Genomic DNA, 14168 nt, shown 5'->3' with positions numbered 1-14168 from the left:
CGGTCGACCAGTCCTCTGGTCGACCGGGCCCGCCGCTCATCGGGGCGCGTCCCGGCTACTGCTTGCGCAGTTCCCGGACGGCCGTCTCCAGCCGCTGCCCGTAGTCGGCGTCGGCCTTGCGGAAGTTGTCGACCGCCCGCTCGACGATGTCCTCGCGGTCGGCGGAGACCTTGGCGATGAAGCCGGCCAGGTTGGCGATCAGCCGCTGCTTCTCGTCCTCCGAGAACAGCCGGTACAGGTTGCCGGCCTGCACGAAGTCGTCGTCCTCGGCGTGCGAGGGCGCCTCGTGGTTGCCGGTGGCGCCGGTGACCGCGGTGGCGGCCCACAGCGGGCGGCCGGTCTGCACCGGGCCGCCGAAGCTGTTCGGCTCGTAGTTCTTCTGGCGGCCGTGGCGGCCGTCGTACAGGTGGCCGTCGCGGCTGTTGGTGCGCGCCTCGGTGGCGTGCGGGCGGTTCACCGGCAGGTGGTCGGCGTTGATGCCGACGCGGTAGCGGTGGGCGTCCGCGTACGCGAACAGGCGGCCCTGCAGCATCTTGTCGGGGGACGGGCCGATGCCGGGCACGAAGTGCGACGGGGAGAAGATCGACTGCTCGACCTCGGCGAAGACGTTGTCGGGGTTGCGGTTGAGCTCCAGCCGCCCGATCTCGACCGGCGGGTAGTCGGCGTGCGGCCAGACCTTGGTGAGGTCGAAGGGGTTGAAGCGGTACTGCGCCGCGTCGGCCGCCGGCATGATCTGGACCTGCACGGTCCAGCTGGGGAACTCACCGCGCTCGATCGACTCGCGCAGGTCGCGCTGGTGGCTGTCCGGGTCCTCGCCGGCCAGCCGGTTGGCCTCGTCCTGGGTGAGGTTCCTGATGCCCTGGTCGGTCTTGAAGTGGTACTTGACCCAGAAGTGCTCGCCGGCCTCGTTCTGCCACTGGAAGGTGTGCGAGCCGTAGCCGTTGAGGTGGCGGTAGCTGGCCGGGATGCCGCGGTCGCCGAACAGCCAGGTCACCTGGTGGGTGGCCTCGGGCGACAGGCCCCAGAAGTCCCAGACGTTGTCCGCCTCCTGGGAGCCGGTGTACGGGTCGCGCTTCTGGGTGTGGATGAAGTCGGGGAACTTCACGGCGTCCTTGATGAAGAACACCGGGGTGTTGTTGCCGACGAGGTCGTAGTTGCCCTCCTCGGTGTAGAACTTCAGCGCGAAACCGCGCGGGTCGCGCACCGCGTCGGCCGAGCCGAGGTTGCCGGCCACGGTGGAGAACCGCAGGAAGACCTCGGTCTGCTTGCCGACCTCGGACAGGAACGAGGCCCGGGTGTAGGGCGCCAGGTCGGCGGTCACCGTGAAGGTGCCGTAGGCCGCCGCGCCGCGGGCGTGCACCACGCGCTCCGGGATCCGCTCGCGGTTGAAGTGCGCGAGCTTCTCGAAGAGCTGCTGGTCCTGGATGAGCGCCGGGCCGCCGGGGCCCGCGGTCTCGGTGTTCTGGTTGTCGGCGACGGGGGCACCCGCCTCCGTGGTGAGGGTGGGGCGCAGCTCGTCCTGGGTCGTCATAAGAGGGCCTCCGCGTTATCCGGTCGTGACGACTCGATCCTAACTTGGACTTTGTCCAAGTCAACACTGGAACCAATCTAAGAGCGTGACTTACCCTGTTCCCATGAACGACCTGCTGGAACGACTTCGCGGACGCGGCTGGCGGCTGACCTCACAGCGCCGGGTCGTGGCCGAGGTCCTCGACGGCGACCACGTCCACCTCACCGCGGACGAGGTGCACGCCCGCGCCGTCGCCCGCCTGCCCGAGATCAGCCGCGCGACCGTCTACAACACCCTCGGCGAACTGGTCGGCCTCGGCGAGGTCCTGGAGGTCGCCACCAACGGGCGCGCCAAGCGCTACGACCCCAACGCCCACCGCGCCCACCAGCACCTGGTCTGCTCCGGCTGCGGCGCCATCCGCGACGTCCACCCGCACGGCGACCCCCTCGCCGCCCTCCCGGCCGGCGAACGCTTCGGTTTCACCGTCACCACCGCCGAGGTCACCTACCGCGGCCTGTGCCCGGACTGCACGGGCACGCCGTAACGCGGCCCCGCCCGCCCGGCGGGAACCGCCGCACCCGCCCTACGCGCTCAACTCCGCGTGCAGCGCGCCCAGCAGGCGCCCGGCCCGCTCCGCCACCTCGGCCGGCCCGTAGTCGGCCGCCCGGCGGCACCAGTTCTCCGCCTGCACCGGCTCCCCCCGGCGCAGCGCCAGCAGCGCCAGGCGCAGCGCCGCCCGCCCGTGCCCGGCGTCGGCCGCCCTGGTGTACCAGAGCATCGCCTGCGCCTCGCGGTCCTGCCGGGCCAGCAGCAGCCCCAGGTTGAAGGCGGCGCTGCGGCTGCCGGCCTCGGCCGCCCGCCGGTACCAGCTCTCGGCGATCTCCAGCGCGCCGCGCTCGGCCGCCCGCACCCCCATCCGCACCTGCGCCCGCCGGTGCCCGGCATCGGCCGCCAGCGCGTACCAGTGCTCGGCCTCGGTGTCCGCGTCACCGCGCCGGTCCAGCACCGAGGCCAGCCGGAACGCGCCCTCCGCCGACCCGCCGGACGCCGCCTGCCGGTAGCGCTCCAGCGCGCCGGCCAGGTTGCCCCGCTGCTCCTGGGCGACGGCCAGTTGCAGCGCGGCCTCGCCGTGGCCCTCGGCGGCGGCCCGCGCGTACCACTCCTGGGCCTGCCGCTGCTCGCCGCGCCCGGCGTGCAGCACGCCCAGGTTGAACGCGCCGTCCACGCTGCCGGCCTCGGCCGCCTTGGAGAACCACGGCTCGGCGCCGGTCTCCTCGCCGCGCTGCAACAGCACCACGGCCAGCGCATTGCAGGCCTCCCGGTGCCCGGCGTACGCGGCCCGGCGGTACCACTGCTCGGCCTGCTGGTCGCGGCCGGTGGCGACACAGAGCAGGCCGAGGTTGAAGGCGCCGTTCTGGTCGCCCGCGTCCAGGGCGGTGCGGTACCAGCGCTCGGCCTCCTTGGCCTCGCCGCGGCCGGCGTGCAGGGCGCCCAGCGCGTTGGCGGCGTTGCCGTCGCCGGCCTCGGCGGCCTCCCGCCACCACTCGGCGGCGGCGGCCAGGTCCCCGGAGTCGCGCAGCAGGAAGCCCAGCGCGCAGGCGGCGCGCGGCTCGCCGTTCTGCGCGGACTGCCGGTACCAGCGGGCGGCCTCCTCCAGCAGCGACTGGTCGGTGGCGGCGCGCTCCTCCAGCAGCACGCCCAGGCGCAGCGCGGCGCGGGCGTGGCCGCGGGCGGCGGCGGTGCGGTACCAGGCCTCGGCGGTCTCCTTGTCCCCGGCGGCCTCGCGCATCCGGGCCAGCCGGTAGGCGGCCTCCCGGTGCCCGGCGTCGGCGGAGACCTTGAACCAGCGCTCGGCGCGCACGTCGCGCCGGTGCTCCATCAGGTCGCCCAGCGCGTAGGCGCCGAGCGGGTGGCCGTGGTCGGCGGCGAAGTGCAGCCAGTACTCGGCGGCCTCCTCCTCGCCCTGGTCGCGCAGTTGGAGCCCGAGCGCGTGCGCGGCGGGGGCGCTGCCGGCCACCGCGGCATGGCGCCACCACTGGGCGGCCTCGGCCCGGTGGCCCTGCTGGTGCAGCAGCACGCCGAGGTTGTTGGCGGCGGCGCGCGTCCCGGCGGCCGCGGCGGCGCGCAGGTAGGGCTCGGCGTCCTCCAGGTCGCCGCGGCGCAGCAGCAGGGTGCCGAGCCGGCTGGCGGCGTCCGGGTCGCCGTCGTCGGCGGCCTGCCGGTGGCGGGCCTCCAGCGCGGCGCTCTCGCGGGCGGCCAGCGCGGTCTCGAAGCTGGTGGTGTCCAGGCCGGCCGGGTCGAGCGCGGCGGCGTTCGGGCCGTCGGCGGCGGCGCCGTCGGGCCCGTACGGGCGGACGGCGTCGGCGAACTGACGGGTGGACACGTGGACCAGGCTGTCGGGGCCGTAGCCGGCGACCGGGGGACGCTCGGACAGGCCGCTGGTGCGCTGGGCGGGCAGGGCTCCGGGGCGGCTCTCGGGGCTCTCCGCCCAGGCGTCGGTGTCCGCCTCGGTGGCCGCCGCGGACTTGGTGCCTGACCCGTTCTTGCCGATCAGCCTCATGCCGACTCCCGCTCCCCCAGAGTGTCGCGGCATCGTGCCCCGGCCCGCGGCCGGGGGGACCCCCAGGGGAGGCGCCGGAACCGACGGCCGGTCAGCAGCCGCGCACCGTCCCCCATGTGTCCCATCGTCGCACCACCCGCAACCCGCGTACACCTGCCCCGGCCGAATTCGGGCGGGGCCGACCCGAAGCCGACGAAATTGCTTCGGCGCTTTGTCGATTTCCCGACACTCGGACCCCACAAACCCCTTGCCGTCGTCGTTGGCGACGGTTGATGGTACCGGAGCGGTTCCCGCCGCTTCGGGGGGAAAACGCCAGAGGCCCGGAGGAAGAATCCTCCGGGCCTCTGTCCACTGAGTAGCGGGGACAGGATTTGAACCTGCGACCTCTGGGTTATGAGCCCAGCGAGCTACCGAGCTGCTCCACCCCGCGTCGGTAGTTGAACCATAGCACGGGTGCGGGGTGGAACAGGAATCGGTTGCCGCAGCTCAGCGGGCCGCGACTACGGCTACGGCTGTCCGGACGGCGTCGCGCCCGGGGTCGTACCCGGCGTCGGGGCCTGCACCGGGCTCCCGCCGCGGGCCGCCTCGGCCGCCTTCAGCGCGTCGCCCAGCGCCTTCTGGGCGTTGCCGTAGGCCACCCAGTCGCCGTTCTTGAACGCGGTCTGGCTGTCGTTGTACGCCTTCTCCGCGTCCCCGAGCGCCTTCTGCAGCTCCGGCGAGATCGTCCCGCCCGGCGCCGCCGTCCCCGGGTTGGTGGGCGTCCCCGGGTTGTTCGGCGTGGACGGCGCGGTCGGCGTGGTCCCCGGGGCCGCCCCGGCGAACACCTTCTTCAGCGCGTCCTCCAGGGTGTTCTCGAACGCCACGTTGTCGTTCCCGTACACCGCCAGCACCTTCTGCAGCGTCGGGTACTTGGCGCCGCGTCCGCGCACGTACACCGGCTCGACGTTGAGCAGCCCGCCGCCGACCGGCAGGGTCAGCAGGTTGCCGTACTCCAGCTCGGTGTCACCGCCGCTCTTCAGCGCGAAGATCTGCGAGGCCACCTCCTGCCGGGAGTTGAACGTCGACTGCACCAGGCCCGGGCCGGGGGCGCTGTTGTCCCCCGAGATCTTCAGGATGCGGATCTTCCCGTAGTCCGGCCCCGGATCGGCGTTGACGGCCATGAACGCGGCCAGGTTCGGGCGGCCGTTGGGCACGAAGGTCGTGGTCAGCGAGAAGCTCGCCGAGGTGACCTGCGGGTCCGGCATCCGCACCGTCACGTAGTACGGCGGCTGGACCTGCTTGGTGTCGCTGGTCGGGTCGACCGGGATCTGCCAGATGTCGCTGCCGTTGAAGAAGGAGTTGGCGTCGGTCACGTGGTACTGGCCGAGCAGGTCGCGCTGCACCTTGAACATGTCCTGCGGGTAGCGCAGGTGCGGCAGCAGCGTGCCCGGGATGTCCGCCTTCGGCTCGACGGTGCCGGGGAACGCCTTCATCCAGGTCTTCAGCACCGGGTCCTGCTCGTCCCACTGGTAGAGCTTCACCTCGCCGGTGTAGGCGTCCACCGTGGCCTTGACCGAGTTGCGGATGTAGTTGACCTGGTTGGCGACGGTCAGCAGCTCACCGCGCTGGTTGGTCAGCGAGTCCTTGGTCGCGGTGCCCAGCGTCGTCTTCGACGAGAACGGGTAGCCGTCCGAGGTGGTGTAGCCGTCCAGCACCCAGACCACCCGGCCGTCCTGCACCACCGGGTACGCGTCGGCGTCGATCGACAGCCACGGGGCGACCTTCTCCACCCGCTCCTTCGGCGTCCGGTTGTAGATCACCTTCGCGCCGTCGGTGATCGCCCCCGCGTACAGGATCTGCGGCTCGGCGAAGCGCACCGCGTACGCGGCCCGGGTGATCGGGTTGTCCAGCGAGACACCGCTGTTGCCGGTGTAGGTGTACTCCTTGTTCTCGCCGGTCTTGGTGGTGTAGTCGATCTCCTTGTTCGAGCCGCCGACGATCGAGTACGACGTCGTCTTCTCGCCGTAGTAGATCCGCTGCTGGTAGTCGCCCAGCGCACCGGTGGCCGGCAGGCCGGACTCGGTGAACACCGGCTCGCCCTTGTCGCTGACCTGGTTGCCCTTGGCGACGACCGCGCCGTAGCCGTGGGTGTACTTGAAGTGGTCGTTGATCCAGTTGCGCTGCACGCCGTTGAGGTCCAGCTCGCGCAGACCGATCACGGTGTCCTGCTTGTCCGTGCCGGAGCCGTAGCGGTCCACGTCCAGGGTGTTCGGGAAGGCGTAGTAGTTGCGCTGCTGCTCGATCGACTGGAAGGTCGGCGAGACGACGTTCGGGTCCAGCAGCCGGATGTCGGAGATGGTCTGCGCGTCCGGCTTGAGCGCCTCGGCCGTCGTCGACCCCTGCGGGCTGTACTGGGTGGTCTGCGCGTCCGCGATCCCGTACGCCTGCCGCGTCGCGTCGATGTTCTTCTGGATGTACGGCGTTTCCTTGGCCTGCTCGTTTGGCTTGACCTGGAACTGCTGCACGATCGCCGGGTACAGCCCGCCGATCAGCACCGCCGACAGCACCATCAGCCCCAGCCCGATCAGGGCCGGCGCCCAGGTGCGGCGCACCGGCGTCAGGAAGAACAGCAGCGCGCAGATGATCGCCACGAAGAACAGGATCGTCTTGGCCGGCAGGAACGCGTTGGCGTCCACGTAGCGCAGGCCGGTCCAGCCGGAGACCCCCTTGTAGGAGCCGGTCTTCACCGCCAGCGCGTACCGGTCCAGCCAGTACGCCACCGCCTTCAGCAGCACGAACACGCCCAGCAGCACCGCCAGGTGCCCCTGCGCGCCCGCGCTCGCCCGACGGCCCGGGCCCTGCAGCCGCAGCCCCCCGTACAGGTAGTGCACCAGCGCCGAGGTCAGCAGCGAGACGATCACCGCGCTGAACGCGAAGCCCAGCACGAACTCGTAGAACGGCAGGTCGAAGGCGTAGAACGAGACGTCCATGCCGAACTGGGCGTCCTTCTCGCCGAAGGGCGTCGCGTTCGTCCACATCAGCCAGGTCCGCCACTGGCCGGACGCCGCGGCGCCCGCCACCAGGCCGATCACCAGCGAGACGCCGATCAGCGCCCAGCGCTTGAACGGCGCCAGGCCCGAGCGGTAGCGGTCCAGGCTCTGCTGCTCGACCGACATCGCCGACAGCGGCGGCCGCAGCCGGTGCGCCAGCCAGACGTTGAAGCCGACGATCACCGCCATCAGCAGGCCGAACACCGCGAACAGGCCGATCTTCGTCCACAGCTGCGTGGTGAACACCGAGGAGTAACGGACGGACCTGAACCACAGCCAGTCCGTCCAGAACCCGGCGAACATGACGAACAGCAGGAACAGCACCGCGAGTACGCCCAGGGTCAGCAGGGCCACCCGCGCCCGCCGGGAGGGCGGCCCTACCCTGCGCCGGAAACCCGGCCCTGAGCGTTCCGGCATCTGGAATACCACGGTGGCACCTCAGCTGTGTCGTCTGGAGTCACTGGAGTCAGTCGGTCTTCAGGGAAACTTAACCAGGCTTTGGCCGAGTTCCCACCGTTAGCAGACGGTTACGACGACGTTCCCCGTCCCGGCCGTTCCCCGGCCCACTCGCGGCGCCCGGCGCCCGGGCCCCCGCCCGGCGTGTGAGGATTGAGGCATGTCCGACGCGTCCAATGCACTCAACTCCCCCGGCTCCCCCGACGACGTCTCCAAGCTCCCCGCCGCCACCCCGCTCACCCGGGCCGCGCTGGAGATCGACGAGTACGCCGCCACGCTCGGCTGGGACCTCCCGGCCCGGCTGTTCGCCCTGGTGGACAGCACCGCCCTGCGCAAGGCCGACCCGAAGATCGCCGCCCAGCTCGGCCTCGGCGACGACGACACGGCCGGCCTCACCCCGGTCGAGCAGGACGAGCTGCCGGCCGGCATGGAGCTGGACAAGTTCCTCGGCACCATCGCCTGGCCCGACGCGGTGGTCGGCTGCGCCCTGGTCGTCGAGCGCCTGATGCTGCCGCCGGGCTCCGAGCAGACCCGCCCGCGCAACGCCAGCGACGCCCAGCTCGCCGAGTGGGTGGCCAACCACCCCAAGCGCGAGGAGGTGCGGATCACCGCCGCCGTGCTGCGCAACGGCAAGAAGGAGATCGCGCTGCGGCTGCGCTCCAAGGACGTCGCCCGCGAGGTGCTGACCGGCCCGGACCTGGTGCCCGGCCTGACCGCGGCGCTGCTGGCGACCTTCTCGTAGCCCCCCCGGCCGCCCCGGCCGCACCACTCCACGTTCACGGCACTACACCACGGCACTACGCCGCGGCATTAGTTCACGGCACTACTTCACGGCGCAGGACGGCAGCGCGGAGGTCTGCCCGGAGCGGATCTGCTCCAGCGACTTCAGCGCGCCGTCCAGCGTGTCCGTCTTGATCAGGTTCAGTCCGGGCGGGATGTTCTTGGTCGCCTCGGCGCAGTTCGAGGACGGGGTGAAGAAGTACTCGGCGCCGGCGTCCCTGGCGGCGATCAGCTTCATCGATATCCCGCCGATCGGGCCGACCTTGCCGTCGTCGTCGATGGTGCCGGTGCCCGCCACGAACCGGCCGCCGGTGAGGTCGCCGCCGGGGGTGAGCTTGTCGATGATGCCGAGCGAGAACATCAGCCCGGCGCTCGGCCCGCCGACGTCCTGGAGGCCGATGTCGATCTGGAACGGGTAGGTGTGCCGGATCGTGGTGCCGATGCCGACCACCGCGAGTTCCGCCCGCTCGGCCGGGGCCTTCGGGTCGAGGTCCTTGGCCCGCACGGTGGGGACGGTGACGTCGGTCCGGTCCCCCGGGTTGGCGCCGCCGTTGCCGGTCGCGTCCTTGACCCGCGGGACGACGGTGAAGACCGCCGACTCGCCCGGCTTGTGCTTGGTGACCGCGGCCACCACCTGCTCGACCGTGCTGACCGGCGTGCCGTCGACGGCCACGATCTGGTCGCCCGCGTGCAGCCGGCCCTCCGCCGGGGCCCCCGCCGTGACCGATTTGATGATCAGCTCGGTGCCGACCGGGATGCCCAGCTGGTTGAGCGCGGCGGTGCGGGCACTGTCCTCGGAGGAGGCGAACTCCTCGGCGTTCTGCTTCTTGGCGTCGGCGTCCGTCTGCCCCTTCGGGTAGACGTTGTCGTGCGGCACGACCATCACGTCGTCGCGCAGCCACCCGACCACCGCGTTGACCAGGCTGGGCTCGTACTTGGCCCCGGTGACCTGGACGGTGGTCATGTTGAGGTGCCCGGTGGTCGGGTACGAGTCGCGCCCGGTGATGGTGATCACCGACTTGCCCCCCTGGTTGCCGAGCGTGTTGTACGTCGGCCCCGGGCTCATCTCCGTGTACGGCACCTTCATCAGCACCGAGACGCAGAGCAGCGCTATGAGCAGCAGGGTGGCAGCGAGCATCGTCGCGGAGCGGCGTGGCATGCCTCGACAGTACGGGACGCGGATGAGCGGACGCCCCCCGGGCTACCGGCCGGAACCGTCCTCGGAGGCGGTGCTCCCGGCGGTGGTGCGTTCCATCGCGGCCATGAAGCGCCGGTGCTCGGCGAGCGAGGCCGGGTCCCCCGTGGCCCTCGGGGCGCGTTGGGCCCAGCCCGCCCACAAGGCGGCGAGCAGGACGGCGATGACCGGAATGATCAACCAGGCGAGCGCACCCATATCAGTACTCCCAGCTCGTCGTGTCTATGAGCAGATTAACCACTCCGGCGGACAACGCGGGCGGCGCCGTCCGGGTTACGGGACGGCCGATCGGCTCACTGCCAGGGAGTATTCGGCCCACTGACCGGGACCCGTTCGAGTGAGAGCCCGGCCCGTCCGACATGCCCGTCGCATTCCGTGCACCGATGGCGACTCTCCGCAGCCGATCGACCCCTTCGGACCCCTTTAAGTCCCGTCCGGTCCGGTCCGGTCCGGTCCACAGGGGGCGCCCGGGTCAGCAGCTGCCGGCGCCGACCCACTCCTCCTCGCCGTCGGCGAAGACCTGGTGCTTCCAGATCGGCACCTCGTGCTTGAGGTCGTCGATCAGCCGCCGGGCGGCCGCGAAGGCCTCGCCCCGGTGGGCGCAGGACACGGCGACGATCACCGCCTTGTCGGTGATCTCCAGCCGGCCGACCCGGTGCACCGCGGCCAGCGCCCGCACCGGGAAGTCGGCGACGACCTTCTCCGCGATCCGGCGCATCTCCTGCTCGGCGGTGGGGTGGCAGCTGTATTCCAGCGCGGTGACCGACTTGCCGCCGTCGTGGTCGCGGACCGTCCCGACGAAGACGGTCGTCCCGCCGGCCGCGTCGTCGCCGACCGCCTCGTACACCTCGTCCAGCGAGAGCGGGGTGTCGCGGACGGCGAGCAGGCGGATGGGGTCCTGGTTCTCGGGCATGCCCCCATGATTCCCCATCCCGGGTGGTTTGAGGCAAGCAGGTTCCGCATCACGATGGTGGGATTCCGCATCGTGAGAAAACCTGCTCCGGCCCTCGGGGCCGCCGGCCTCAGAAGCGGCGCCGCTTGCGGGCCCGGCGCACCAGCGCGGCCGTACCGACCAGCGCCACCGTCGCCCCGGCCGCCCCCAGGCTGGTCGCGGCCTCCTTGCCGCCCAGCCGGCGCCCGGCCACCGCGTGCTTCCCCGCGACCTGGCCCAGCAGCTCGGCCAGCACCTGCTCGTTGCTGTGCTCCGGACGCCAGCCCGCCTCGTGCAACCGGCTGCCGGACACCACCCACGGGTACATCGTGTAGGCCAGGTCCCCCGCCGGGGCCGGGGTCAGGCCCAGCCGGTGCAGCCGGGCCGCGGTGCCCAGCGCCAGCGAGGCCGGCAGCTCCATCCGCCGGATCCCCGACAGCCGCTCCACGTCCTCCTGCTCCAGCCAGCCGTCGCAGCCGACCGTCACCTCGCCCTCCACCAGGCCCAGCGCCGCGTACTCCAGCGCCGCCGCCAGGTCGTCCACGTGGCAGAACTGCCAGCACGGGCGGGAACCGGCCACCACCAGCAGCCGCGGCGCCTCGAAGTGCCGGGTCAGCACGGTGTCCACGCCGGGACCGACCACCACCGCCGGACGCAGCACCGTCACCTGCAGCCCCGGGTGGGCGCGCGGCGCCCGGCGGGCCAGGCGCTCGATCTCCAGCAGGTCCCCGACCAGCGAGGCCTCCTCGGTCGCCCGCAGCTCGGAGTCCTCGGCCAGCGGCACCTCGTTGTCGGCCAGCGCGCCGTAGACCATCGCGGAGGTGCAGAGCACCACCCGGTGCACCCCGGCGGCCGCGGCCGCCGTCAGCACGGTCTGCGCGCCGCGCACGTTGTAGGCGCTGCGGGCGCGCGGATCCGACTCCATGCCGAAGTCCATCGCCAGGTGCACCACCACGTCCACCCCGGACAACCGCTCGGCCACCGCGGGGTCCCGCACGTCCAGCACCCGCCACTGCACACCCGGCACCTCACCGCGCCGGTCGTCCACCGCCAGCACCCTGCGCACGTGCGGCGAGGCGACCAGACGGGCCGCGACCCGCTCGCCGATCACGCCGGCGGCACCGGTGACGGCCACGGTCAGCGGCCGTCCGCCGTAGGCTGGAGGCGGCGACGCCGTGATGTCCGGGGCGTCCTCGTCTCCGGTCAGCCCAGAGCGAACGTCCGAAGGCGGGGAACTCACCGACCATCCTCCACGGTTAGCTTATGTGCGTACGGACGTGTGTCACGTACGTCCATCCTGCCCGAGGCGAAGGCCCGGCGGTGCACCCGGCGCGGGCCTGCCGCACTGGAGCCGCCCACGAGTCCCCCACTCCGCTGGTGCCCCGGGCGGGCAGCACTTCCCGCCACACCCGTATGACGGCCGACCGGATCGAGGACCCCGTGAGCGACCTTCCCTTCGGATTCGGCGTTCCGCCCGAGGAGCCCGAGGACGGCAAGGCCAAGCCCGACAACGAGCAGCAGAAGAAGGACCAGGGCCCCGCAGGCTCCGACCAGAGCGGCGCGCAGCCGTTCGGCTTCGGCGCCGGCAACCCGTTCGGCGCCCTGTTCGGCATGCCCGGCATGCCCGGCATGCCCGGCGGCGGAGCCCCGGGCGGCCCCGGCGGGGCCGAAAACCCGTTCGCCGCGATGTTCGGCGGCCTCAACCCCAACGACCTCGGCAGCGCGTTCCAGCAGCTCGGGCAGATGCTCTCGTTCGAGGGCGGCCCGGTGAACTGGGACCTCGCCAAGAACATCGCCCGCCAGAGCGTCGTCGCCGAACCCGCCGAGGGCAAGAGCAAGGACCGCTCGGTCAGCGCCGCCGAGCACTCCGCCGTCGCCGAGGCCGTCCGGCTCGCCGACCTGTGGCTCGACGGCGTCACCGAGTTCCCCTCCGGCGCCGCCTCCGCCGTCGCCTGGAGCCGCGCCGAGTGGATCGAGGCCACCCTCCCGGTCTGGAAGGACCTCGTCGACCCGGTCGCCGAGCGGGTCGGCAACGCCATGGGCGGCGTCCTGCCCGAGGAGATGCAGGCCATGGCCGGCCCGCTGATGGGCATGATGCGCTCCATGGGCGGCGCCATGTTCGGCACCCAGATCGGCCAGGCGCTCGGCGCCCTCGCCGGCGAGGTGGTCGGCTCCGCCGACGTCGGCCTGCCGCTCGCCCCGGCCGGCAAGGCCGCACTGCTGCCGCAGAACGTCGCCGAGTTCGGCGAGGGCCTGAACGTGCCCGCCGACGAAGTCCGGCTCTACCTCGCCCTGCGCGAGGCCGCCCACCAGCGGCTCTTCGCCCACGTGCCGTGGCTGCGGGCCCACCTGCTCGGCGCCGTCGAGGCCTACGCCCGCGGCATCAAGGTCGACACCTCCCGGATGGAGGAGCTCGTCGGCCAGCTCGACCCGAACAACCCGGAGGCGCTCCAGGAGGCGCTGGCCGGCGGGCTGCTCCAGCCCGAGGACACCCCCGAGCAGAAGGCCGCGCTCGCCCGCCTGGAGACCGCGCTCGCCCTGCTCGAAGGCTGGGTCGACGCGGTCGTGCACGCCGCCGCCGAACCGCACCTGCCGCAGGCCGGCGCGCTGCGCGAGACCGTCCGCCGCCGCCGCGCCGCCGGCGGGCCCGCCGAGCAGACCTTCGCCACCCTGGTCGGCCTGGAGCTGCGCCCGCGCCGGCTGCGCGACGCCGCCCGGCTGTGGGCGCTGCTCGCCGACGCGCGCGGCATCGAGGGCCGCGACGCGCTCTGGCAGCACCCGGACATGCTGCCCACCGCCGCCGACCTGGACGACCCGGACGCCTTCGTGCACCGGGGCACCGGCGACCTGGAGGGCGGCCTCGACTTCGACGCGATCGACAAGCTGCTCGGCGAGGCCGCCGCGGGCGGCACCGCCGCCAAGCCGGACCTCACCAAGAACGACGGGCCGGCGAAGAGCGACGAGCCGAAGCAGGACGGCGACGGCACCAACGGAAAGGGCGAGCCCACCGCATGACGGCCACCGAAACCGGGGCGACGTCCCTGCACGCGGACGCCGTGCGCACCCTGACCGGGTGGCGCCCCGCCGACGAGGAGCAGGACCGGCTGCGGCTCGACTACCTGGCGCACCTGGCCGAGCAGCCCGAGGGCCTGTACCGGTCCTGCCTGCCCGCGCACATCACCGCGAGCGCGGCGGTCGTCGACCCGGCGGCCGGGCGGGTGCTGCTGACCCTGCACCCCAAGGTCGGCATCTGGCTGCAGATGGGCGGGCACTGCGAGCCCGACGACCGGGACCTCGCGTCGGCGGCGCTGCGGGAGGCCGTCGAGGAGTCCGGCATCCCCGACCTGTCCCTGCTGGAGGTGGACGGCGTCCCGGTGCCGGCCAAGCTGGACCGGCACCTGGTCCGCTGCACCGGCAAGGACCGGCCGGAGAACACCCACCTGGACGTCCAGTACATCGCGGTGGCCCCGGCCGGTGCGCAGGCGCTGATCAGCGAGGAGTCGCTGGACCTGCGCTGGTTCGACTACGACCGGCTGCCGGAGCTGACCGACCACTCGGTGCGGGACCTGGTGGCACGGGCCCGTCGGCTGACCAGCTGAGGTGAAACCCGAAGAGGGGGGGGGGGGGCGGCGGGGCGCGGCGCCCCGCCGGGTGTGGAGCGGCGCCGGGCGGCCGCCCGCGGGCTCGCGCCGCCCCCCCCCCCCCCG

At 72.7% G+C, this 14168-nt stretch carries 11 protein-coding genes and 1 tRNA gene; 4 read left to right on the top strand and 8 right to left on the bottom strand.

Annotated elements, in window-relative coordinates:
- Positions 1-55: 55 nt before the first annotated feature.
- Positions 56-1531: a catalase gene (locus tag ACFV6D_RS25505; RefSeq protein ID WP_380380226.1), complete on the bottom strand. Its 1476-nt coding sequence runs from the start codon at positions 1529-1531 to the stop codon at positions 56-58.
- A gap of 103 nt (positions 1532-1634) precedes the next feature.
- Here ACFV6D_RS25505 and ACFV6D_RS25500 point away from each other — a divergent pair, with 103 nt between their 5' ends.
- Positions 1635-2054: a Fur family transcriptional regulator gene (locus tag ACFV6D_RS25500; protein WP_380561226.1), complete on the top strand. Its 420-nt coding sequence runs from the start codon at positions 1635-1637 to the stop codon at positions 2052-2054.
- Positions 2055-2093: 39 nt separating this feature from the next.
- Here the strand turns inward: ACFV6D_RS25500 and ACFV6D_RS25495 are convergent, their stop codons facing one another.
- From ACFV6D_RS25495 to ACFV6D_RS25485, 3 genes are all read right to left on the bottom strand, one after another.
- Positions 2094-4070: a tetratricopeptide repeat protein gene (locus tag ACFV6D_RS25495; RefSeq protein WP_380380228.1), complete on the bottom strand. Its 1977-nt coding sequence runs from the start codon at positions 4068-4070 to the stop codon at positions 2094-2096.
- Between the two features lie 356 nt (positions 4071-4426).
- Positions 4427-4500: transfer RNA gene (locus tag ACFV6D_RS25490), tRNA-Met, on the bottom strand.
- A gap of 76 nt (positions 4501-4576) precedes the next feature.
- Positions 4577-7516, bottom strand: a complete 2940-nt coding sequence (locus ACFV6D_RS25485) for a UPF0182 family protein (protein WP_380494505.1) — start codon at positions 7514-7516, stop codon at positions 4577-4579.
- A gap of 199 nt (positions 7517-7715) precedes the next feature.
- On the opposite strand from ACFV6D_RS25485, the gene ACFV6D_RS25480 reads away from it, so the two are divergent.
- Positions 7716-8297: a PPA1309 family protein gene (locus ACFV6D_RS25480; protein ID WP_063347893.1), complete on the top strand. Its 582-nt coding sequence runs from the start codon at positions 7716-7718 to the stop codon at positions 8295-8297.
- 81 nt (positions 8298-8378) lie between these two features.
- Here the strand turns inward: ACFV6D_RS25480 and ACFV6D_RS25475 are convergent, their stop codons facing one another.
- From ACFV6D_RS25475 to ACFV6D_RS25460, 4 genes are all read right to left on the bottom strand, one after another.
- Positions 8379-9494 (bottom strand): PDZ domain-containing protein, encoded by a 1116-nt coding sequence (locus ACFV6D_RS25475; protein WP_380561225.1) that lies wholly within the window; start codon positions 9492-9494, stop codon positions 8379-8381.
- 42 nt (positions 9495-9536) lie between these two features.
- On the bottom strand, positions 9537-9728 hold the full coding sequence (locus ACFV6D_RS25470) for a hypothetical protein (RefSeq protein WP_063347895.1): 192 nt from the start codon (positions 9726-9728) through the stop codon (positions 9537-9539).
- Positions 9729-10002: 274 nt separating this feature from the next.
- The gene (locus ACFV6D_RS25465) at positions 10003-10443 is read right to left on the bottom strand and encodes a molybdenum cofactor biosynthesis protein MoaE (RefSeq protein WP_363377185.1); all 441 of its coding nucleotides are present in this window, start codon (positions 10441-10443) and stop codon (positions 10003-10005) included.
- A 109-nt stretch (positions 10444-10552) separates the two neighbouring features.
- Positions 10553-11701, bottom strand: coding sequence for an NAD-dependent epimerase/dehydratase family protein (locus ACFV6D_RS25460; protein WP_107452871.1), 1149 nt, complete (start codon positions 11699-11701; stop codon positions 10553-10555).
- A 200-nt stretch (positions 11702-11901) separates the two neighbouring features.
- On the opposite strand from ACFV6D_RS25460, the gene ACFV6D_RS25455 reads away from it, so the two are divergent.
- Both ACFV6D_RS25455 and ACFV6D_RS25450 read left to right on the top strand, forming a co-directional pair.
- Positions 11902-13476: a zinc-dependent metalloprotease gene (locus ACFV6D_RS25455; RefSeq protein WP_380561224.1), complete on the top strand. Its 1575-nt coding sequence runs from the start codon at positions 11902-11904 to the stop codon at positions 13474-13476.
- Positions 13473-14060, top strand: coding sequence for an NUDIX hydrolase (locus tag ACFV6D_RS25450; protein ID WP_380428467.1), 588 nt, complete (start codon positions 13473-13475; stop codon positions 14058-14060). Before ACFV6D_RS25455 ends, ACFV6D_RS25450 begins: the two co-directional genes overlap by 4 nt.
- Positions 14061-14168: the final 108 nt, after the last annotated feature.

The organism is Kitasatospora sp. NPDC059812, assembly GCF_042732075.1.
Lineage (GTDB): Bacteria > Actinomycetota > Actinomycetes > Streptomycetales > Streptomycetaceae > Kitasatospora.
The sequence above is the reverse complement of the archived record's forward strand: the minus strand, read 5'-3'. Positions and strand labels throughout refer to the sequence as shown.

Coding starts and splice junctions, on each gene's coding strand:
- ACFV6D_RS25505 (WP_380380226.1), bottom strand. CDS start 1,531: ATGACGACCCAGGACGAGCTGCGCCCCACCCTCACCACGGAGGCGGGT.
- ACFV6D_RS25500 (WP_380561226.1), top strand. CDS start 1,635: ATGAACGACCTGCTGGAACGACTTCGCGGACGCGGCTGGCGGCTGACC.
- ACFV6D_RS25495 (WP_380380228.1), bottom strand. CDS start 4,070: ATGAGGCTGATCGGCAAGAACGGGTCAGGCACCAAGTCCGCGGCGGCC.
- ACFV6D_RS25485 (WP_380494505.1), bottom strand. CDS start 7,516: ATGCCGGAACGCTCAGGGCCGGGTTTCCGGCGCAGGGTAGGGCCGCCC.
- ACFV6D_RS25480 (WP_063347893.1), top strand. CDS start 7,716: ATGTCCGACGCGTCCAATGCACTCAACTCCCCCGGCTCCCCCGACGAC.
- ACFV6D_RS25475 (WP_380561225.1), bottom strand. CDS start 9,494: ATGCCACGCCGCTCCGCGACGATGCTCGCTGCCACCCTGCTGCTCATA.
- ACFV6D_RS25470 (WP_063347895.1), bottom strand. CDS start 9,728: ATGGGTGCGCTCGCCTGGTTGATCATTCCGGTCATCGCCGTCCTGCTC.
- ACFV6D_RS25465 (WP_363377185.1), bottom strand. CDS start 10,443: ATGCCCGAGAACCAGGACCCCATCCGCCTGCTCGCCGTCCGCGACACC.
- ACFV6D_RS25450 (WP_380428467.1), top strand. CDS start 13,473: ATGACGGCCACCGAAACCGGGGCGACGTCCCTGCACGCGGACGCCGTG.